At 53.2% G+C, this 19,938-nt stretch carries 18 protein-coding genes; 7 read left to right on the top strand and 11 right to left on the bottom strand.

Features of this window, described 5'->3' with window-relative positions; all coding sequences use genetic code 11:
- Window positions 1-194 precede the first annotated feature (194 nt).
- From truA to pdxB, 3 genes are all read right to left on the bottom strand, one after another.
- A complete protein-coding gene (gene truA / locus H0247_RS07185) occupies window positions 195-1,046 on the bottom strand; it encodes a tRNA pseudouridine(38-40) synthase TruA (RefSeq protein WP_180741927.1) in 852 nt (283 codons plus the stop codon).
- Window positions 1,046-2,056, bottom strand: a complete 1,011-nt coding sequence (locus H0247_RS07180; RefSeq protein WP_180741926.1) for an aspartate-semialdehyde dehydrogenase — start codon at window positions 2,054-2,056, stop codon at window positions 1,046-1,048. Before H0247_RS07180 ends, truA begins: the two co-directional genes overlap by 1 nt.
- Before the next feature lie 113 nt (window positions 2,057-2,169).
- A complete protein-coding gene (gene pdxB / locus H0247_RS07175) occupies window positions 2,170-3,306 on the bottom strand; it encodes a 4-phosphoerythronate dehydrogenase PdxB (protein ID WP_180741925.1) in 1,137 nt (378 codons plus the stop codon).
- A 159-nt stretch (window positions 3,307-3,465) separates the two neighbouring features.
- Between pdxB and flk the strand changes: the two genes are divergently transcribed.
- Window positions 3,466-4,752 carry a flagella biosynthesis regulator Flk gene (gene flk / locus H0247_RS07170; protein WP_180741924.1) on the top strand — a complete coding sequence of 429 codons (1,287 nt, stop codon included), beginning with the start codon at window positions 3,466-3,468 and terminating at the stop codon, window positions 4,750-4,752.
- Between the two features lie 99 nt (window positions 4,753-4,851).
- Here the strand turns inward: flk and fabB are convergent, their stop codons facing one another.
- Window positions 4,852-6,069, bottom strand: a complete 1,218-nt coding sequence (fabB, locus tag H0247_RS07165; RefSeq protein WP_180741923.1) for a beta-ketoacyl-ACP synthase I — start codon at window positions 6,067-6,069, stop codon at window positions 4,852-4,854.
- A gap of 171 nt (window positions 6,070-6,240) precedes the next feature.
- On the opposite strand from fabB, the gene mnmC reads away from it, so the two are divergent.
- Window positions 6,241-8,271, top strand: a complete 2,031-nt coding sequence (mnmC, locus tag H0247_RS07160) for a bifunctional tRNA (5-methylaminomethyl-2-thiouridine)(34)-methyltransferase MnmD/FAD-dependent 5-carboxymethylaminomethyl-2-thiouridine(34) oxidoreductase MnmC (protein WP_180741922.1) — start codon at window positions 6,241-6,243, stop codon at window positions 8,269-8,271.
- A gap of 77 nt (window positions 8,272-8,348) precedes the next feature.
- Here the strand turns inward: mnmC and H0247_RS07155 are convergent, their stop codons facing one another.
- The 6 genes from H0247_RS07155 to prmB all read right to left on the bottom strand — a co-directional run bounded on the left by H0247_RS07155 (window position 8,349) and on the right by prmB (window position 13,168).
- Complete coding sequence (locus tag H0247_RS07155) at window positions 8,349-8,633, bottom strand: YfcL family protein (protein ID WP_180741921.1); 285 nt, start codon at window positions 8,631-8,633, stop codon at window positions 8,349-8,351.
- A gap of 34 nt (window positions 8,634-8,667) precedes the next feature.
- The gene (locus H0247_RS07150; RefSeq protein WP_180741920.1) at window positions 8,668-9,213 is read right to left on the bottom strand and encodes an elongation factor P hydroxylase; all 546 of its coding nucleotides are present in this window, start codon (window positions 9,211-9,213) and stop codon (window positions 8,668-8,670) included.
- A 28-nt stretch (window positions 9,214-9,241) separates the two neighbouring features.
- Complete coding sequence (locus H0247_RS07145) at window positions 9,242-10,042, bottom strand: sulfite exporter TauE/SafE family protein (protein ID WP_180741919.1); 801 nt, start codon at window positions 10,040-10,042, stop codon at window positions 9,242-9,244.
- 9 nt (window positions 10,043-10,051) lie between these two features.
- Window positions 10,052-10,897, bottom strand: coding sequence for a penicillin-insensitive murein endopeptidase (gene mepA, locus H0247_RS07140; RefSeq protein WP_180741918.1), 846 nt, complete (start codon window positions 10,895-10,897; stop codon window positions 10,052-10,054).
- A gap of 6 nt (window positions 10,898-10,903) precedes the next feature.
- Entirely contained in the window at window positions 10,904-11,989 is a 1,086-nt protein-coding gene (aroC, locus tag H0247_RS07135) for a chorismate synthase (RefSeq protein ID WP_180741917.1), read from the bottom strand.
- A 237-nt stretch (window positions 11,990-12,226) separates the two neighbouring features.
- Entirely contained in the window at window positions 12,227-13,168 is a 942-nt protein-coding gene (gene prmB, locus H0247_RS07130; protein WP_180741916.1) for a 50S ribosomal protein L3 N(5)-glutamine methyltransferase, read from the bottom strand.
- 171 nt (window positions 13,169-13,339) lie between these two features.
- Between prmB and smrB the strand changes: the two genes are divergently transcribed.
- On the top strand, window positions 13,340-13,882 hold the full coding sequence (gene smrB / locus H0247_RS07125; protein WP_180741915.1) for an endonuclease SmrB: 543 nt from the start codon (window positions 13,340-13,342) through the stop codon (window positions 13,880-13,882).
- 86 nt (window positions 13,883-13,968) lie between these two features.
- Here smrB and sixA read toward each other — a convergent pair whose 3' ends face one another.
- Window positions 13,969-14,451, bottom strand: a complete 483-nt coding sequence (gene sixA / locus H0247_RS07120) for a phosphohistidine phosphatase SixA (RefSeq protein ID WP_180741914.1) — start codon at window positions 14,449-14,451, stop codon at window positions 13,969-13,971.
- Window positions 14,452-15,427: 976 nt separating this feature from the next.
- Between sixA and H0247_RS07115 the strand changes: the two genes are divergently transcribed.
- The 4 genes from H0247_RS07115 to H0247_RS07100 all read left to right on the top strand — a co-directional run bounded on the left by H0247_RS07115 (window position 15,428) and on the right by H0247_RS07100 (window position 19,938).
- Window positions 15,428-15,976, top strand: coding sequence for a spore coat U domain-containing protein (locus H0247_RS07115; protein ID WP_180741913.1), 549 nt, complete (start codon window positions 15,428-15,430; stop codon window positions 15,974-15,976).
- 197 nt (window positions 15,977-16,173) lie between these two features.
- The gene (locus H0247_RS07110; RefSeq protein WP_180741912.1) at window positions 16,174-16,710 is read left to right on the top strand and encodes a spore coat U domain-containing protein; all 537 of its coding nucleotides are present in this window, start codon (window positions 16,174-16,176) and stop codon (window positions 16,708-16,710) included.
- 35 nt (window positions 16,711-16,745) lie between these two features.
- Complete coding sequence (locus tag H0247_RS07105) at window positions 16,746-17,519, top strand: molecular chaperone (protein ID WP_180742040.1); 774 nt, start codon at window positions 16,746-16,748, stop codon at window positions 17,517-17,519.
- A 58-nt stretch (window positions 17,520-17,577) separates the two neighbouring features.
- Window positions 17,578-19,938: a fimbria/pilus outer membrane usher protein gene (locus H0247_RS07100; RefSeq protein WP_180741911.1), complete on the top strand. Its 2,361-nt coding sequence runs from the start codon at window positions 17,578-17,580 to the stop codon at window positions 19,936-19,938.

Below are 19,938 nucleotides of genomic sequence, written 5' to 3'. Positions count from 1 at the left end.
CACAACATCTTCTCCCAAAATGTCTATCGAACGCACGCGGTCGATATACGCAAGGCAGCCGCACTAGCCGTGTTGCCTTGCGTATAGCACGCTGAATAGCCTCGTCCTTAATACGCATCGCACGCTGCCTTTTGGCCTACGACCATCTGGCAGCGAGCAACAGGTAAAAGACGCACTCGTTATAATCAAAAACGTCAATCGGCTAAAAAGAGCGGCCCCATCGTAGGCTGCGGCAAAGCAAAACGCGCCGGGTAATCCACTGCCACTAAATACAAACCTTCTGCTCTGGCCGTTGCTGCCGCCAGCGTACGATCCTTGGCGGCCAGCAGCTCGGCAATCCACGACTCTGGGCGATTGCCACAGCCGACTTCCATGAGACTACCAACAATGTTGCGCACCATATGATGAACGAAAGCATTGGCCTTAATATCTACCACGATATAGTCACCGTGACGTGTAACCTTTAAATGATTTACATAGCGCCACGGCGTACGCGACTGGCACTGCACTGCACGAAAAGAGGTGAAATCATTCTCCCCCAACAGGCACTGCCCAGATCGCTCCATGCGTTCCACGTCTAACGGGTGATAAAAGTGCGTCATACCGCGCGAAAGCACCGCAGGACGATAGCGGTGATTGTAGATGACATAACGGTAGCGACGTGCCGTCGCGCTGAAACGCGCATGGAAATCCTCATCCACCGTTTTCACCCAGCGCACGGCGATATCCGGCGGTAAATTCGCATTCACGCCCATCGTCCAGGCGACATCTTTTCGGATCGCGTGCGTAGTGAAATGCACGACCTGGCCGGTTCCGTGAACGCCAGCATCGGTTCGCCCGGCGCAAAACACGTCTATCGGTTCATCCGCGACTTTGCTCAGCGCCTTTTCAAGACAGGCCTGCACGCTGGCAACTTCAGCCTGGCGCTGCCAGCCATAATACTGGCTACCGTCATACTCTATACCCAACGCGATTTTCAGCGGGGCGCGTTCGTTTTCCGCAACGGCGTCGGCCTGAATCGCCTCCGCCTGAGTGGTTTCCGACATTACCCAAGATACTCCTGCACCAGACGCTCCGCAGTTTCCACCGCCATCAGCGCACCGCCAAAGCGAGCGTTATCGGCAACCGACCAGAATTGCAGCAGTTCAGGAATACCGTAATCGTTACGCAGACAACCTACGCTCAGTTGCCCATTGCCGGACGCATCGCCAACCTGAGTTGGGTAATCCTGTTCGTCACTCACTTCAATATTTCCTGCATTGAGCAGTTCATCGCGTGCTTCTTCCGCAGACAGCGGACGCAGCGATTCAAGATGGACAACCTGGGCGTGTCCATAGAACACAGGGGACTGGATGCAAGTCACTGAAATCGGCAATCCTTCGTCCTGCAAGACCTTACGCACCTGATCCACCAGACGACGTTCTTCACGCACGCTGCCAGCGTCATCCGGCAGTAAAGGCAACAGGTTGAACGCCAGCTGTTTCGGGAAAATCCCCTCTTCTGGCGGAATGCCGTTCAGCAAACGCGCACTTTGTCCGGCCAGATCGTCTACCGCCGCCTTGCCGAGGGCAGAAACCGACAGCATATTGACGACATGCAGGCGTGAAAGCCCGGCCGCATCAGTCAGTGGTTTAATCGCTGTCAGCAGTTGGCTCGTCAGGCTGTCTGCCACCGCAACAATGTTACGGTTACGATAATCTGCCAGCGTATGCGCATTCACACCGGGCACCACCAGCGGGACATCCGGCTCCAGCGCAAACAGACCGCTGCTGTCAATCACCAGACAGCCTGCGTCCCCAGCATCTTCCGCATAGCGAGCACTGACATCCTGACCGGCGACAAAAAACGCCAACTGTGCCTGTGACCAGTCAAAATCCGCCACATTGGTGACCAGACAGGACTGGCCGTTAAAACGTATGGTTTCACCCGCGCTACGTTCGCTGGCCAGCGGATACAGTTCACCCACCGGGAATTCACGTTCCTGCAATAATTCCAGTAACGCCGTGCCTACTGCGCCCGTTGCGCCCAGCAGAGCAATATTCCAGCCGTTAGACATTTGGTTCTCTCCCAAATTTTGAATGAAACACAAAACATAAATGGAACCAACAGACGATAGCGACACCGTCTGTTGGTGCATGAATAAAAAAGTAATGCTCGCGAGAAACGCCGTTAGCGTGCGTCCCGCACTGACGCCGTGAATCCCAGCGCATTCAGGCAATCTGCGCTGTCAGCATCGGCGCAGATAACATGGAGTGACGACCATTCGCGTCGTTCCTGATAATGTTTGCGCAGGCGATCGAACTCACCTTCCTGATGCGCAACGTGGCGCAACAGTGCATCGTCCCGGCGCACATCATACACCAGATGCACCAGACGTTTTAGCAGCGCCTCATCCAGCGGTACGGTCAGTGCCACTTCGGCAAACTCTGGCTCAGGCAAAAGCGATGAAAGCGCCACCTGCTGTGGAGTTCCGATAAACTCGCTCCAGGCTTCAAAAACCTGAGTAGTACCGCGCGCCTTCCCTTCCAGGGTATAACCGGCGATATGCGCCGTACCAATATCGACTCGCGCCAGCAGATCGGTTGATAACTCAGGTTCTGGCTCCCATACGTCAAGAATGACGCTGAGTTTTTTCCCTCGCTGCAACGCTTCAAGCAGCGCCACATTGTCCACCACCGGGCCACGGCAGGCGTTAATCAGAATACGTCCATCGGCAAACGCGTCCAGCACGCTGGCATCCACCAAATGTTGGGTACGGTACGGGCCATCAAGATACAGCGGCGTATGCAGCGTCAGAATATCGGCATCGCGCACCAGCGTTTCTAGCGGCAGGAAATCACCGACATCACCGCGATCAGCGCGTGGCGGATCACACAATAATGTGTTAACACCCCAGGCTTTCAGGCGCGCATCCAGACGTCGGCCCACGTTCCCCACTCCGACTATCCCTACGGTTTTGTCACGTAGTTGGAAACCATCACGCTCGGCCAGCATGAGTAAAGAAGAAAAGACATACTCCACCACCGCGATAGCATTACAGCCAGGAGCCGCAGAAAACGCGATACCGTTGGCATTCAGCCAGGCATCATCAACATGGTCGGTGCCAGCCGTCGCGCTGCCGACGAATTTTACCGCCGAACCAGACAGCAGATCCGCGTTCACCTTCGTGACCGAACGCACCATCAACGCATCGGCGTCTGCCAGCAGATCACGCGGTAAAGGACGTCCCGGCACAGCCTGCACGTCACCCAACCTGCTAAAAAGCTCGCGGGCATACGGCATATTTTCATCAACCAGAATCTTCATTGTCTTCTCCGACATCGGTAGCCAGCCAAAAAAAGCGGGGAGATATTTTGCCACCGAATGAGGCAGAAACCCAAAGAGTTATTCTGATGATGGGCTACCGAATCAGATCGGAGATTGCTATGATTCATCTCAATCATGACGGCAGTGAGGATAACCGATATGCAACCTGTAAGTGGCCCAGGTGCCCCGCTGCCCAGCGAACGTCCGGTTACGCCGACCGCCACATCGTCAACCTCTACCTCATCCGCTAACGCTGCGGGGTCCTCCGCCAACGGCGATCGACCGCTCACGTTGGCGCAGCGCACCACACTGGAAAATCTGGTGCTTAAAGTTGCCGCACTGACAACATCAAAAGCAGCAGAAGTCTGGACAACGGTAAAACAGGGATTAGGGCTGGCAGAAAATAATGAACTCCTATCCCGCCATTATCAGCCTGCCGAGCAGATACTCCAGACGCGTTTAACGCAGGCGCAAGATAGCGGTGGACGTCAGCAGTTGATTCAGCGCCTGACAGATATGCTGTCTCAGGGAAATAACCGTCAGGCGGTCAGCAATTTCATCCAGCAACAGTTCGGTAGCACCACACTAAGCGCGCTGACTAAAACGCAGCTACAGCAAGTGGTTACGCTGCTGCAAAACGGGCAAATTCCGCAGTCAACGGCATCAGCCACAGCATCGCAAACCGCTCAGGCCGCCAACTCGCCCGATCGTCCCCTCAATCCTGCTGAACAGCGCGGCCTGAATCAGTTAGTCACCCGCTTAGCGACCATGACTGGGGAACAGCCTGCAAAGGTGTTAAGCAATCTGATGATGATGCAGAATCTTAACGTTGGCGACGCCATCCCATTAAAACATCTGCCACTGCTCACACAATTTCTGCAAGCACAGGTTGAGCTGCAACAGACGCAAACGTTACTACGCGCCACCTCGCCAACAGCGCAGGGAACACCAGCAAATACGGGAACCGCAGGCGCAGCACCAGAAGCGCGGACAGCCACACCAACCAACATCGCTAACGTTAGCAATGCGGCTAGCGCGACCAACGCAAATTCGTCACCCGTAACGACTCCATCACCGCTGCCATTATCGGCACAGAACGCGTTGCTTTCTCCGAATCTCGCTCCGTTGCAAGCACTGCTACAGCAGCCGATGAGCGTGCAGGAACAGCACTTATTGATCGATTACACGCAGAATCGCTTCAATATCGGGTTACAAACTCCGCTGACGCCAATGCAGGTCAGCGATCTGCTGACGTTCCTGTTTACTCAGCGCATTCAGCGTGCACAGGAAACGGACTGGACGACAACCTCACAGTTGTTGCATCCGCTGTTTAACCCTCTGATCGCCTCACTGCCGCTCAGTTGGCAATCCTTGTTCCATAAGCCCATGTTTTTGGTGATTGTCAGCACCTGCGTGGCGGCATTTTTGCTTTGGGTGTTGATCTAACGCTCCCCATTACAGCAAACACCGGGTTATCACTCGTACCAACAAAAAACCCCGCGGCTCAAGCCTACGGGGTTTGTCTCTATTGCTGAGATAACGCGATTATTTATCGAGCTTTCTCATGACCAGCGTCGCGTTTGTACCACCGAAACCGAAGCTGTTAGACATCACCGTGGTCAGTTTACGCTCCGTCGGTGTCGTCACGATGTTCAGACCAACTGCCTGCTCATCCAGATTTTCCACGTTAATGCTTGGTGCAACAAAGCCATGCTCCAGCATCAGCAATGAATAGATTGCTTCCTGCACGCCTGCGGCGCCCAGAGAGTGACCAGTCATCGCTTTGGTCGCAGAAATAGCTGGCGAGTTATCGCCAAACACTTCACGAATCGCACCCAGTTCCTTCACATCGCCAACCGGCGTAGAGGTACCGTGAGAGTTCAGGTAATCAATCGGGGTATCCACACCGTGCATCGCCATCTTCATGCAGCGAACGGCACCTTCACCTGATGGGGCAACCATATCCGCGCCGTCAGACGTCGCGCCGTAGCCGACCACTTCCGCATAGATGTGCGCGCCACGCGCCAGTGCGTGTTCCAGCTCTTCGACAACAACCATACCGCCGCCGCCTGCAATCACGAAACCATCGCGATCAGCATCATAGGTGCGGGAGGCTTTTTCTGGGGTTTCATTGTATTTGGTCGACAGTGCGCCCATCGCGTCAAATTCACAGGCCAGTTCCCAGCACAGCTCTTCAGCACCGCCGGCGAATACGATGTCCTGCTTGCCCATTTGAATTTGCTCAACGGCGTTACCAATACAGTGTGCGGAGGTCGCACAGGCTGAGCTAATAGAGTAGTTCACGCCGTGAATTTTAAATGGCGTTGCCAGACACGCGGATACCGCAGAACCCATTGATTTGGTGACCACATAAGGGCCAACGGCTTTCAGGCCACGCGGGCTACGCATCGCGTCAGCACCAAACACCTGATAGCGCGCAGAGCCGCCGGAACCGGCAATCAGGCCAACGCGTGGGTTATTCTGATAAACCTCATTGGACAGCCCAGAATCCTGAATCGCCTGCTCCATAGATAAGTAGGCATAAATCGATGCATCACTCATAAAACGCACAACTTTGCGATCGATGAGGCCAGTGGTGTCCAGTTTGACATTCCCCCAGACGTGACTACGCATACCGGAATCTTTCAGCTCTTGAGAGAAAGTAATACCCGAGCGGCCTTCCCGCAATGATGCCAGAACTTCCTGCTGGTTATTACCGATGCTTGATACGATCCCCAGGCCAGTAATCACTGCACGTTTCATTTAATACCTCTTTTCCACTTATAGAGTTTGGGATTTCGCTTCGCACTTTAGCGTACAGTTGTAAGCTGAACAAGTCCGATCAGCCGAACTATCGAGAAATTATTGCTAAATTTGCGCCACGATAGTCCGCTCGTTAAAATCTCGCCATCACTTGAATAATGAGCTTTTGTCGTGGCCAATCTTCCCATCCAACACGCGTCGTTAAGTTGGAACGCTCAGGGTACACCTGTATCGCAACAGTTTGATGACGTCTATTTTTCGAATCAGGATGGGTTGGCTGAAACCCGTTATGTGTTTTTAAAGGGCAATCAGTTTCCTGAGCGTTTTATCACACATCCGCGTACCACCTGCGTAGTAGCAGAAACCGGCTTTGGCACTGGCCTGAATTTTCTCACGCTGTGGCAAGCTTTTGCCGCGTTTCGCCAGCAGCAGCCGCAGGCGACATTACGCCACCTGCATTTCATCAGCTTCGAGAAATTCCCTCTGCGCCGGCACGATCTGGCTGCCGCGCACGCCCAGTGGCCGGAACTGGCAGCGTTCGCAGATGAGTTGCGTGAGCAATGGCCGCTACCGCTGCCGGGCTGCCATCGTCTGATTCTGGCGCAAGGCGCTATCACGCTCGATTTGTGGTTCGGTGACGTCAATACCTTATTGCCTGAGCTGGATGACACCCAGAATCATCAGGTTGATGCCTGGTTCTTAGACGGCTTTGCGCCGTCCAAGAATCCGGATATGTGGACAGAGCATCTGTTTCAGGCCATGGCACGTCTGTGCCGTAAAGAAGGCACGTTTGCCACCTTTACCGCTGCGGGTTTTGTACGTCGAGGTCTGCAACAGGCTGGTTTTCAGGTCAGCAAAATCAAAGGATTTGGGCAGAAACGCGAGATGCTGAGCGGCATCCTTCCCTCCACGCTTCCCGTAAAATCGCCCACACCTTGGTACGCGCGCCCTGCTGCCAGTCAGACTGACGATATTGCGATTATCGGCGGCGGTATCGCCAGCGTTCTAACAGCCCTTGCTCTGCAACGACGCGGCGCAAACGTCACACTTTATTGTGAGGAAGCACAGCCTGCCACGGGCGCATCCGGCAATCGTCAGGGCGCACTTTATCCTCTGCTGAATAATCGGCATGATGCGGTATCCCGCTTTTTTTCTCTCGCGTTTGATTTTGCACGCCGCCACTACACATCGCTGGCGCAACAAGGGCTGGCATTTGAGCACCAATGGTGTGGCGTCAGCCAGCTTGCCTGGGATGAAAAGAGTGCGCGTAAGATCGAGCAAATTCTGCAAGGAGACTGGCCGGAAGCGCTGGTCGTGAGCGCAGATGCGCAGCAACTGGAAAAGCAGAGCGGTCTGAATCCCGACGTAGACGGTATCACCTATCCCGAGGGCGGCTGGCTCTGTCCGGCGGAGCTGACAGCTTCAGCGCTGAGGCTGGCAGAGCAAAACGGCCTGGCAGTACAGATGAACACCCCCGTTTCGGCACTGGAGAAAACAGACAGCAGTTGGGCGCTTACCCTGAGCAGCGGCCAGAAGATACATCATACGGTTATGGTACTGGCGAACGGTTATCGCATCACCGACTGGCCACAAACCCGCGATTTGCCGGCCTACGCCGTGCGTGGGCAGGTCAGCCATATTCCCACCAACTCGGTGCTAGGTCAGCTCAAGCAGGTGCTGTGCTACGACGGCTATCTGACGCCAGTCAGTCCACGTCATCAGACGCACTGCATCGGGGCAAGTTATGTGCGGGGAGACACGCGCTGTGATTATCGGGAAGCAGAACAGCAAGAGAACCGCCAACGGCTGCTGAATTGCTTGCCTGACGCAGAGTGGGTCAAGACGATCGATGTCAGCGATGCGCAAGCGCGTCAAGGCGTTCGCTGCGCGCTGCGCGATCATCTGCCGCTATTAGGAGCGGTGCCGGACTATGAACAAACGCTGGCAGAGTATGAAGAACGACTGCATCCCCAGCACCGTGCCGATGTGGTACCCAGCGCGCCTTACTGGCAGGATCTGTTTATTATCGGCGCATTAGGTTCACGCGGGCTCTGCTCCGCCCCGCTCGCCGCGGAAATTCTGGCTTCGCAGATCTATGGTGAACCGCTACCGCTGGATCGCGATACGCTCGCCGCGCTCAATCCGAATCGTTTTTGGATCAGGAGAATGTTGAAAGGTAAACCCGTACATCAGGATTCATAGAGAAGAATATGTGCTGGCTCGATGACAGGATCACACCAGGCCAGCACTGACAGATTAACGATTAGCCCACATCAAAATCAGTGCGTGCTCGTTTGCGCCTGCTGAAACAAACGTTCCCACATTCCGTTAACCAATACTTGATCCGGCGGTGACAGTTCACCGTTTTTAATGGCGTTATTAATGCTATCACTCACGCGCGCATGCAGGGCTTCCAACGTCTGTTCCCCGTGCTCTTCCGCCTCAGCCACCGACACCGTCAGATGACCACGCAGATAGCCGCCGGCAAACAGTTCATCGTCGCTGGCATGCTCCACCATGTCATCAATCAACGCCAGAATGCGCGTTTCAAATTCTGCGATCATGTCTTATCCTCAAATTTTTTACAGTTCCCGCGCATCACAGATCGGCTGGATACGGGAAGCTCGCCGCCGTCAGCGGGGGCGTATTGTAAAACGATTGTAACGCACGAATAAAGCTCGCTGGACGCGCGGGAATACCCTCTTCCAGATACTGCATCACCTGCGCATGCACACGCCGTTGGAAATCAATGCGATCTGGCTCGCAATCGCCGTTCAGGTTGTCACAGCTGACGTTAAACGGAAAACCGGCCGCAACACAGAACAGCCAGTCGAAGGCCTGGGGTTTGATCTCTACCACCTCGAACTGGCTTTGCGTCGCCGCATCGCGGCCATCCGGGCAGTACCAGTAGCCGAAATCAACCTGCAAGCGCCGCTGGGCACCGGCAATACACCAGTGAGAAATCTCGTGTAGCGCACTGGCATAAAAACCATGCGCAAACACAATCCGGTGATACGGAATGTCATCATCCGCGGGCAGATAAATCGGCTCATCGTCGCCTTTTACCAGGCGAGTATTGTATTCATCGCCAAAGCAATCATTAAAAATATCAATTAGTTGCTGATAATGGTGCGTCGTTGTCATGTTATCTGTTGTTATCATAAAATGGTTATCATAAAAACTGTCCCAGCCAGACAGCAATTTCGTGCCCGTGGCTGTCATAAATCAGTTTGCCGCTCATGGTGGCGGAAACCAGCACTAGCATAGGACGAATCAGCTTTTGCCCTTTCGTCATCACCATTCTAGCGCCCAGCCGCGCGCCAAGGATCTGCCCGACCAGCATGACACCACCGACCACCCAGACCACCTGACCGCCGAGAATGAAGAACAGCAGTCCACCGAAATTAGAAGTAAAATTCAGAATTTTGGCATTCGCCGTCGCTTTTGCTAGGTTGAAGCCATACAGGGTGACAAACGCTAATGCATAAAACGACCCCGCTCCGGGGCCAAAGAAACCGTCATAAAAACCGACGCAGCCGCCTGCCAGAATCGCAAACGGCAATGGCGACAGACGACGCTGCCGATCTTCATCACCGACTTTTGGCGTTAATAAAAAGTAGAGGCCGATGCCAATGATCAGCAGCGGCAGCAGTTGACGCAGAAAGTCGGCGTGAATTTGCTGGATCAGCCAGGCACCAAAGGTCGACCCCGCAAACGTCAGCGCAATCGCCAGTTTCTGCTCGCCCAGATTCACCGCGCGACGGCGGATGAAATACAGGCTGGCGGAAAAGGATCCACCGACGGCTTGAAGTTTATTCGTTGCCAGCGCCTGCGCCGGGGATAGCCCCGCCGCCAGCAGAGCTGGAATCGTCAATAAACCGCCGCCGCCCGCAATCGAATCAATAAATCCAGCCAACGCCCCGACAAAAAACAGCACGGCCAGCGTTTCTGGCCCAAGCACTAACCAATCCATCGTTATTTGTTATCTCGCGGCAAAATGTCTGTCGAGCAGTGCCTGACAAGAAGGAGGCAATGGCGGCGGCGTGGTTTTTTCTGGTGCTTCACTACTCGGCTGTTTTGGCTGAAACCAACTGGTCAACTCGGCACCGCACCCGTCGCCGAGCGGCGGATCGCTTTGCTCCTGACATTCCAGACTGTCTGCTGGGCAGCGCAAACGCACATGCATGTGCGCACGGTGCGCAAACCAAGGGCGAACTTTGCGCAGCCAGTCACGATCGTGGCCAGCTTCAGCACACAGCTGTTTTTTAATCGCCGGATTGACGAAGATACGCGTCACGTCGCTATCCAGCGCGGCGGTTTTGATCAGGGTCGTGATTTCCGGTCGCCAGACGCGCGGATTAACATTAAGCCCGCTGGCGTTCACCAAATCGATAGGCTGCGGCTTCAACAACTGCTGCTCGCTCCAGCGCTGTCTGGGCAGTTGCAGCCAGATGTCCACATCCAGCCCAGATTGGTGACTGGCGTGGCCGCTGCTGAAACGTCCACCGACGGGCATCCCCATATCCCCCACCAGCACATTACCCGAGGTGGTTCGCTTCACCTCGTTACTCAGGCGGTGAATAAACGCCAGTAGATCGGGGTGACCGAAATAGCGGCGCTGATCGACACGCATTACCTGATAATCCAGCGACTGCAACGGCAGCGGCTGGGCACCGATGATACAGCCATTGGAAAAACTCCCAATTGACTGCGGCGTACCCGCAACCGGATGCGTAATCTCCTGCCAGGGCGTTTTCGCCCACGCGGCGTTAGACCACAGCGGCGCACTCAGCGCCAGCGCGAGAACCCCGATTAACCCTTGTTTCATTATTTTTTACCAGCGAGGAACCTGACTGTTCACATCCCCACACTGTGCGCGTTGGCGCAGCAGGTGATCCATTAACACAATCGCCATCATGGCTTCGGCAATCGGTACTGCACGAATACCCACGCAGGGATCGTGACGGCCGCGCGTGACCATTTCCGTCGCTTCGCCCTGACGGTTGATCGTTTTCCCTGGCACCATAATGCTGGAGGTCGGCTTCAACGCCAGATGCGCAACGATATGCTGACCGCTACTGATTCCGCCCAAAATGCCGCCAGCGTGGTTACTTTGGAAACCGTCCGGCGTGATTTCATCACGGTTTTCGCTGCCGCGTTTGGTCACAACCGCAAAGCCATCGCCAATTTCGACGCCTTTCACGGCGTTGATGCTCATCAGTGCATGAGCCAGATCGGCATCCAGACGATCGAAGACCGGCTCACCTAATCCGGCAGGTACAGATTCCGCCACGACGCTGACCTTCGCACCAATGGAGTCGCCCTCTTTTTTGAGTGCACGCATCAGTTCATCCAAGGCTTCCAGCTTGTCGACATCCGGACAGAAGAATGGATTTTGCTCAACCTGTTCCCAATCTTTCAGCTCGCAGATGACATCACCAATTTGCGACAAATAGCCGCGTACTTTCACACCATATTGTTGTTGCAGGTATTTCTTCGCAATCGCGCCAGCGGCAACGCGCATCGCGGTTTCGCGGGCGGAAGAGCGGCCACCGCCGCGATAATCGCGTAGACCATATTTTTGCTCATAGGTGTAGTCCGCATGACCGGGGCGAAAAACATCTTTAATTGCGCTGTAGTCCTGAGAACGCTGATCGGTGTTTTCAATCAGCAGACCAATGCTGGTCCCTGTGGTTACACCTTCAAAAACGCCGGACAGAATTTTGACCTGATCGGGCTCGCGGCGCTGCGTCGTATAGCGGGATGTTCCCGGACGGCGGCGATCCAAATCGTGTTGCAGATCCGCTTCTGTCAGCGGGATCCCCGGCGGTACGCCATCAACAATACATCCCAGAGCAATACCGTGGGATTCACCAAATGTAGTGACGCGGAAAAATTGCCCAATACTGTTGCCTGCCATCACAACTCCTTCGCATGTGTTCTGTTTCTGCCTTACCGCTAGGTAAAGCGGTAAGGGTAATGAGTGTCGTTATGACCGTTTAATCACGGCTGCTGACAGAAGTCGTTAAGCGGTAGTAACGGATAGATCGTAAAGACGCTGCAAGTACATCCTGTAAGCTCGGATTGCGCCATCCCTGGCGCAAACGCTTTACTCTTCTATTCCGTTACTCCCGCCCTCACTTCGCAAATAGGCTTATCAACTATCCGAATCACGGTAAGCGCTAAAATGATCTTTGCAATCAACCAGCTGTGATCGCGTTAGCATAAACACGCCGTCACCGCCGTTATCAAACTCCAGCCAGGTGAACGGGATTTCCGGGTATTGATCGATCAAATGCACCATGCTGTTGCCCACTTCGCAAATCAGCACGCCGTGGTCGCTAAGATAGTCTGGCGCACAGGCCAGAATGCGCCGCACCAGATCCAGACCGTCGTTGCCCGCTGCCAGCCCCAGTTCCGGCTCGAAGCGGAATTCCTGCGGCAGATCGGACATATCTTCTTCATCCACATACGGTGGATTGGTCACGATCAGGTCATAGCGAATCGCCGGTAACTCGCGGAACAGGTCGGACTGGATTGGCGTCACGCGGTATTCCAGACCGTGCTGCTGAATATTCTGCTCGGTTACCGCCAGCGCATCGCCGGAGATATCCACGGCGTCAACTTCCGCTTCGGGGAAGGCTTGCGCACAGGCAATTGCAATACAGCCGCTGCCCGTACACAGATCCAAAATATGGTTTGGCGCTGCTGGCAGTTGCTCATCAAAATAGTTATTGATCAGCTCTCCGATAGGAGAACGCGGCACCAGCACGCGTTCGTCAACGTAGAATTCCAAGCCGCAGAACCAGGCCTTGTTGGTCAGATAGGCCACTGGAATACGCTCATTGACGCGGCGGATCACGCGTTCAACAATGCGCTGCCGCTCGCTAGTGATCAAACGAGACGTGTACATATCTTCAGGAATATCGAGCGGCAGATACAGGCTTGGCAATACCAACTGTATGGCTTCATCCCAGGGATTATCCGTCCCGTGACCGTAATAGACGTTGGCTGCGTTAAACCGGCTGACAGCCCAGCGCAACATATCCTGAATGGTATGAAGTTCACTGACGGCCTCATCGACGAAAATTTTGTCCAAGGGTGTCCTCCGCAGACAGTTCTGAACGGGAAATTGACGCTTAGTTTGCCATGAAGCCCGCGACAAATCAGCAGATATAACCGACTGAACGTGCCCCGATACAGACTTTTATTTAGCGACAGCGAGGAGACAAGGTAAACTGATCGAATGTTGACGCAAGATGAATGAAATATGAGTAATAAATATTCGCTGAATGACGACGAATTACAGCTTTTTCGCACGTCAATCACTGGCACAAAAAAGTTGCGTCAGGATACCTATACCCACAAACCGCTGCGCAGAAAATCAGGCGAATTGCCCACCAAGCGGGTATTGCAGGAGCAGGTTGATGCCAGTTTTTATTTTTCGGATGAATTTCAGCCCCAGTTGGACGCAGAAGGCCCGACGCGCTACGTCCGCCCCGGTGCCAGCCACTATGAATTGAAAAAACTCCGCCGAGGAGATTATTCTCCAGAGCTGTTTTTGGATCTGCACGGCCTGACGCAGCTTCAGGCGAAGCAGGAACTGGGCGCGCTGCTAGCGGCATGCCGTCGGGAGCACGTTTACTGCGCCTGCGTGATGCACGGACACGGTAAACATATACTGAAACAGCAAACGCCGCTCTGGCTGGCGCAGCACCCTGACGTGCTGGCTTTTCATCAGGCACCGAAAGAATTTGGCGGGAATGCCGCGCTGCTGATATTGGTGGCGCTGGAAGCGCCTTCGCTTGAGTAACACGCCCTTCGTCAACAAACGACAAGGCGTGTAAACCCATTGCACGCCTTGTACCCTATGAATTCAGGCGTTCGGGCTAAGTCATATTAGGGTTTTGCGGTCAGCTGTGCCGGACTGACTTGCCAGTGCAGCACGCCATTGCCAGATTCCGCTTCCACCTGCACACAGGCGACAGCGGACGTGGCGAACATCGGAGCCGTTTCATTTTGGCATAATTCGGCAACCAGATACCCCACCAGCGGCAAATGCGAAACCACCAGAACCGCTCCAACGCCTTCTCTCGCCAGCGTTTGCAGATAATAACCAACAAGCTGGGCATCACCACCGGGCGTCAATTCATTCAAGCAATCCGCTTCTTCCGGCAGCGGCAGCATATTCTTCACCACGTCGAGCGTTTGCTGGGCGCGTAAATAAGGGCTTACCAAAACGCGCTCAATATCGATATTTTGCTCGTTCAGCCAACATGCCATCTGGCGAGACTCATCACGACCACTGTCGCTCAATGGCCGAACGGCATCACTCGCTGCATCAAGTACCGCATCACCATGACGCATTATCAACACTTGCATATTACACCGCTATGTTAATGAAATATATGGTATATCCTCATAACCCTGCCGGTATGAGGATTGGCTTTCCTGCAATTCGGGCATGCTCGCCACGTAAGCCATATCAGGTTTGCTGTAGGTTACCTGAGTTTCTCGCTATGTAAACTCGTCTGAGATCAGGTTTTGGTAGAAAACGTCATCCTCACCGCTTCATCCCACAGATAACAGACTGGAATCAGCCGAAAATGTGACCACGTTTCAACCTGTTATCCTCTCAGCACATAACCACACAATTAAAATTGTTATTATAATCAATGACAATTTAATGAAAAAACAAGATATGTAGCACAATAAAACAACAAAAGTCAGAATAAAAATCCAACAAATTAACAAATATCAATTTTTTAAACTATTTTAAAAACATATCAATCTTGCGATATTGTTAAACAATCACTCTACTTCTATCTTTATATTAAATAGCGTTTCTTTAGTATTCGCTTTATATAAATAAGGTAATAAAACAGAATATAACGTCATATAATAAGAATAGGTTATTCTTCTATTTTATGGACGAATGAGCAATTCAGGAAAAAGTGCGAAGAACCTCTCTGTTATTTTATATGCCTGCCATTATTCACACCATGGAAGAAAAATCCGTAATAACTATTTCTTTATAGCTTTATTTTTCACCATCCGGAAAACACTGAAAATAGTAACGATATTTGTTTTAGCCATACGATATTTTGTGTCAGTGGACTAGGCCTTCAGGCAGAAGAAGACTTCCTCTGCATTTTCCGCACCGCCTAGCTACGCCACATGACACAACGCGACATAAATACCGTACTGATTAAAACGGTTCGTTATGATTTTTTTTGTAATAGTCACTTATGAACGCCAGTCTTTATGGACAGCACTGTACTTTCACTTTCGTGAAAGCACGTTCTTTCGTAAGAACACGTTCAATGAAAATAAGTGAGAGACATATAAAGGAATCGTTATGAATTCTAAGCGAATAACATTACCTATTCTGGCGACACTACTCACCACATTTGGCCTATCTCCCACCGCCAGCAGCGTGACGATTAACGGCCAAATTCCTGTATCTTTAACGATTACCGCCGCCTGCACAGTCGACAACGGGGCCGGCGCAGGCAGCACATGGGGAACAATAAACTTCGGCTCTCATGCCGATTTGAATAACGTCATTGATGCCCAGGTAACCAGTACCGGCGGCAACGGCATTACGGTCAGTTGCCCTGTCGGCACCCCCGTGGCATTAAAAATAGGGGCAGGAGCAAACGCATCCACCTCCCTACGCAGACTAGCTCCGGGTTCAGGAACCGATTATGTTTCCTACCGTTTATATAGCGATTCAACCCACACCGCTGAAATACCGCTGAGTAGCACCACAGGTATTGCCATTGTGGCAACGGGCAATCCGCAGTTGGTTCCAATTTATGCACGTATTTTACCAGCAGACCAAACCGTTCTAGCGCCCACTGCCGGGTCTTATACCGACACCGTCACTGCCACTATCGAATGGTAATCTTTTACAGGCTGGTATGCTCACATGCCAGCCTTTTCAGGGTCATTGATTCACAAGAAATTGATCCGCAGAAAAGGAGCCGTTATGTCATCACGCCTTATACGCGTTATCGCGTTTACTGACTGCACTTTGCCTTTCCCCCTTGCGTTGGGTGTATTGCGCATCGCCATTCAGGCTCGGTAACCGTTGGTATTGCGATGCGTTTTCCATCGGCATGGGTTTTGTCACTTCTGCTGTCCGGCGCCATCATGCCCACGGCGGCGATAGCGCTCACCGTGAGCAGCACATTCGATGTCACGGCAACGATACAAAGAGGCTGTGTTTTTGGTACCAGCACGGCAAATAGCCAGCCCAACATGGGCACACTTGACTTCGGAACGCGCAGCGCCACGGCAAACAACGTGGATATCGCTAGCACCAGCGGCGGTGGCTCGATTGTTGCCACATGCACACCCGGCACAAGCGCCATCATTGAACTGGATTACGGCGCCAATGGCGGCAGCAGTGCGCAGCGTTATCTGAAAAATTCAGCGGGAACGCGCCTGTTGGCCTATCAGCTTTACCGCGATGCTGCGCGCACGCAAGTGTGGGGTACGGGAAGTCTGGCGCTCAGTATTGTCTCCTTTCCCACCACAACCCAGACTTACACCGTTTATGCCCGCTACTTTGGCGGCTCACCTTTGCCTCCCGCAGGGGTTTATACCGATAACGTGACCGTCAGCCTGACTTATTAAAAACAAAACAGGGTGAACACAAGATGAAGAGAAAAATGACGTTTCTTATTCGGGCAATGGCTTTTTTATTAAGCAGTTTCAGCACATTTTGCTTTGCCGCCAGTTCTATTCTCGTATGGCCGATTTATCAGGTGATTGAAGCTGATGAGAACAGCTCAGCGCTGTGGTTGGAAAACAAAGGCAATGCGCCCGTCGGTTTGCAAATCCGCATCATGTCCTGGAAGCAAATAGACTTTCAGGATCGTTATGCAGAACAAAACAATGTAATTGCGACACCGCCGTTTATGACGCTGGAGCCAGGTAAGCGCAATATGGTACGCCTGATTCGCGTCAACTCGACTCCCGCGAATACCGAACAGGCTTATCGCATCATCGTTGATGAGATTTCCGCCCCCTATCAAGAAAATGCCCCGCAGATGGGATTGCAATTCCAAATGCGCTATCTGCTGCCTCTGTTTCTCGATGGTGAAGGCATCTGGACGCATAGTCGTCCAGAGAAAGGGCGTGCCAACACCAAACCTACACTCCCCGTGCTTAGTTGGCGAGTCAGCGCGGTTGGAGGAAAAAACTATCTGTATGTCCGCAACCGTGGCGTAGTGCACGCCCGCCTGAGTAACGTCTATTGGTCAGTTGACCAAAGCGGAAAAGGAAGCCGGATAAAGATAACCGATGGCTTTTTAGGCTATGTGCTACCAGGACAAGAGATGCGTTGGCCGTTGCCCGCGGGCGTATCCACACCGAGCACGGCAATGCAGCTCTTCACCAGCTTGATCGATATCACCGATCCTATGCTCATTAAACGCGAATGATGGATGGGTTGATGACAGAGTCGTGTCGAGTGGCCGTGCGGCCATGGTGAGGTCTGGCATGAAGTGTAAATCAGGTGCTTTTCCCCTGCTCATCTACGCGCCGTTTGCGCTGTTTTATTCTGCGACGATTCTCGCGGAAGAATATACCGATCTTCCTGCCCCCCCCAGCGCTATGCCTTCGCTCAGCGACGCTGTGTATTATTTGACGATTTCCGTTAACGGGCAGAGCGATAATCAAGTTGTGCCTATTACATATCGTGACGGAAGCTATTATGTGGAAGCGGCAACACTGCGTCAGAACCACATTCGTCTGTCGGAGCAAAGTGTAGGACAGATTAATATCAGCATACTGTCTGATGTGACTGTCGATTACGATCAGACCATACAACAGCTAAAACTCACCGTGCCAATGCACTGGCTACCCGAACAATCCGTTGACGGTGGAGGACAGGATCCGGCTCGTGTCCCCGCCCGCAGTAGCCCCGGCTTGCTCTTCAACTATAACCTTTATTACACCTCGCCCCGCAGCAGTTCGGATTCTCTCAGTAGTTGGATGGAGCAGCGCTTTTTCAGTTCCTACGGAACCTTATCCAATACGGGGCTCTACTATTTCACTTCGGGCAACAGCACTTCGCAGCAAGAGGGTTATCAGCGTTTCGATACCTATTGGCGCTATAACGATAACGAACGCATGATCACCTATCAGGTTGGCGACCTTATTAGCAATTCCCTGACGTGGAGCAACTCGGTGCGTATGGGCGGCCTGCGTATCGCCCGCAACTTCGGCCTTCGCCCAGATATCGTGACCTATCCGATGCTGCAATATACGGGTACAGCCGCCGTACCCAGTACACTTGATCTGTTCATCAACGGTTATAAAGCCAACAGTACCAGCCTAAACGCAGGCCCGTTCACCCTTACCAATACGCCTTACCTGAACGGCGCGGGGGAAGCGACAGTCATCACCACGGACGCGCAGGGGCGACAAATTTCCACCACGATTCCTTTTTACGTCTCCAACGCCTTGCTGAGAGAGGGATTGAGTGATTTCGATCTGTCCGTTGGCGTTCTGCGTCAGGACTACGGCGTACAGAATAATTCCTACACTGACGACCCTGCTGTCAGCGGCATCTATCGCTACGGATTGACCAATAAACTGACGGTATCGGCACATGGTGAAGCCATACAGGATCTGTATCTGCTCGGTGCAGGGGTGGATTTTACCGTCGGCCGCTGGGGCACGCTGAGTTCCTCCTACAGTCAGAGCGAAAAGGAAGCCACCGGACACCAATACACCACGGGCTATTCTTACTACAGCTCTGCATTTGGCCTAAGTGTTCAACACACTAAACGTAGTGAAACGTACCGCGATTTGACCGCCGTGCTCACGGAAGGCCGTCTCAGTCGGGAAAGCTATCAGGCGACGCTCAGCAGCCAACTGTTTGGTGAAGGCAATGGCTCATTCGGCGTGGGTTATTTCGATATCCGCGCATACGATTCAACCCGAACCCGTCTACTGAATCTCTCTTTCAGCCGTCAGGTCTGGCAAGGCAGCTCCATTTACCTCGCCTTTAACAAAGCACTGGGAGAAAACGGCTACAGCGCCCAGCTCCAGTTCGTGATGCCTTTTGGTAGAAACGGCAGCATCAATGCCGGCGTTCAGCGCGAAAGCAATGGCGATTATTCACCGCGCGTAGGGGTGAACCGCACCGCGCCGACAGAAGGTGGATTTGGCTGGAATACCGCGTATGGTGCAGGAAGAACCCCGTATCACCAAGGCTCGCTGAACTGGCGCGGCCCTTATGCCACGATGGCTGGCGGAACCTATGGCAACGAAGGCGATACCACGCAGTGGGGGGAACTGAGCGGCTCGCTGATCTACATGAACGGGGGGCTTTTCCCCAGCAACCGCATCAACGACGCCTTTATTGTGGTCGATACTGAAGGATACCCCGACGTCCCGGTAAAATATGAAAACCAACTGGTAGGGAAAACCAACAAACGCGGCCACTTGCTCGTACCCTGGGTTGTATCCAACTACCCCGCGAAACTGGAAATCGATACGTTACAGTTGCCAGCCAACGTCACCACACCCCAGGTGGAATCCCGCGTATCAGTCAAAGAAGGCAGCGGCACCATCGTGAAATTCCCCGTTCATGCCGTGCGATCCGCCAACATCAGGCTGCTCAATACGGAGGGCAATCCACTCACCCTCGGCACTTGGATAACCAACGAAATCAGCGGTGATACCACTATCAGCGGCTACGATGGTCTGGCCTACTTCGCCAATCTGGGCACCGTTAATCGCTTACGTTTTAAACAAGAAGATGGACGGCTTTGCCGAGTGGAATTCTCACTGCCGGAATCACAGACCATGATGGCAACCATCGGCCCACTCACCTGCCAGATGACTGACTAA

Origin of the sequence: Pectobacterium sp. CFBP8739, assembly GCF_013449375.1 — a bacterium.
Classification (GTDB): Bacteria; Pseudomonadota; Gammaproteobacteria; order Enterobacterales; family Enterobacteriaceae; genus Pectobacterium.
The sequence above is the reverse complement of the archived record's forward strand: the minus strand, read 5'-3'. Positions and strand labels throughout refer to the sequence as shown.

Coding starts and splice junctions, on each gene's coding strand:
- truA (WP_180741927.1), bottom strand. CDS start 1,046: ATGTCGGAAACCACTCAGGCGGAGGCGATTCAGGCCGACGCCGTTGCG.
- H0247_RS07180 (WP_180741926.1), bottom strand. CDS start 2,056: ATGTCTAACGGCTGGAATATTGCTCTGCTGGGCGCAACGGGCGCAGTA.
- pdxB (WP_180741925.1), bottom strand. CDS start 3,306: ATGAAGATTCTGGTTGATGAAAATATGCCGTATGCCCGCGAGCTTTTT.
- flk (WP_180741924.1), top strand. CDS start 3,466: ATGCAACCTGTAAGTGGCCCAGGTGCCCCGCTGCCCAGCGAACGTCCG.
- fabB (WP_180741923.1), bottom strand. CDS start 6,069: ATGAAACGTGCAGTGATTACTGGCCTGGGGATCGTATCAAGCATCGGT.
- H0247_RS07155 (WP_180741921.1), bottom strand. CDS start 8,633: ATGATCGCAGAATTTGAAACGCGCATTCTGGCGTTGATTGATGACATG.
- H0247_RS07150 (WP_180741920.1), bottom strand. CDS start 9,213: ATGACAACGACGCACCATTATCAGCAACTAATTGATATTTTTAATGAT.
- H0247_RS07145 (WP_180741919.1), bottom strand. CDS start 10,042: ATGGATTGGTTAGTGCTTGGGCCAGAAACGCTGGCCGTGCTGTTTTTT.
- mepA (WP_180741918.1), bottom strand. CDS start 10,897: ATGAAACAAGGGTTAATCGGGGTTCTCGCGCTGGCGCTGAGTGCGCCG.
- aroC (WP_180741917.1), bottom strand. CDS start 11,989: ATGGCAGGCAACAGTATTGGGCAATTTTTCCGCGTCACTACATTTGGT.
- smrB (WP_180741915.1), top strand. CDS start 13,340: ATGAGTAATAAATATTCGCTGAATGACGACGAATTACAGCTTTTTCGC.
- sixA (WP_180741914.1), bottom strand. CDS start 14,451: ATGCAAGTGTTGATAATGCGTCATGGTGATGCGGTACTTGATGCAGCG.
- H0247_RS07115 (WP_180741913.1), top strand. CDS start 15,428: ATGAATTCTAAGCGAATAACATTACCTATTCTGGCGACACTACTCACC.
- H0247_RS07110 (WP_180741912.1), top strand. CDS start 16,174: ATGCGTTTTCCATCGGCATGGGTTTTGTCACTTCTGCTGTCCGGCGCC.
- H0247_RS07105 (WP_180742040.1), top strand. CDS start 16,746: ATGACGTTTCTTATTCGGGCAATGGCTTTTTTATTAAGCAGTTTCAGC.
- H0247_RS07100 (WP_180741911.1), top strand. CDS start 17,578: ATGAAGTGTAAATCAGGTGCTTTTCCCCTGCTCATCTACGCGCCGTTT.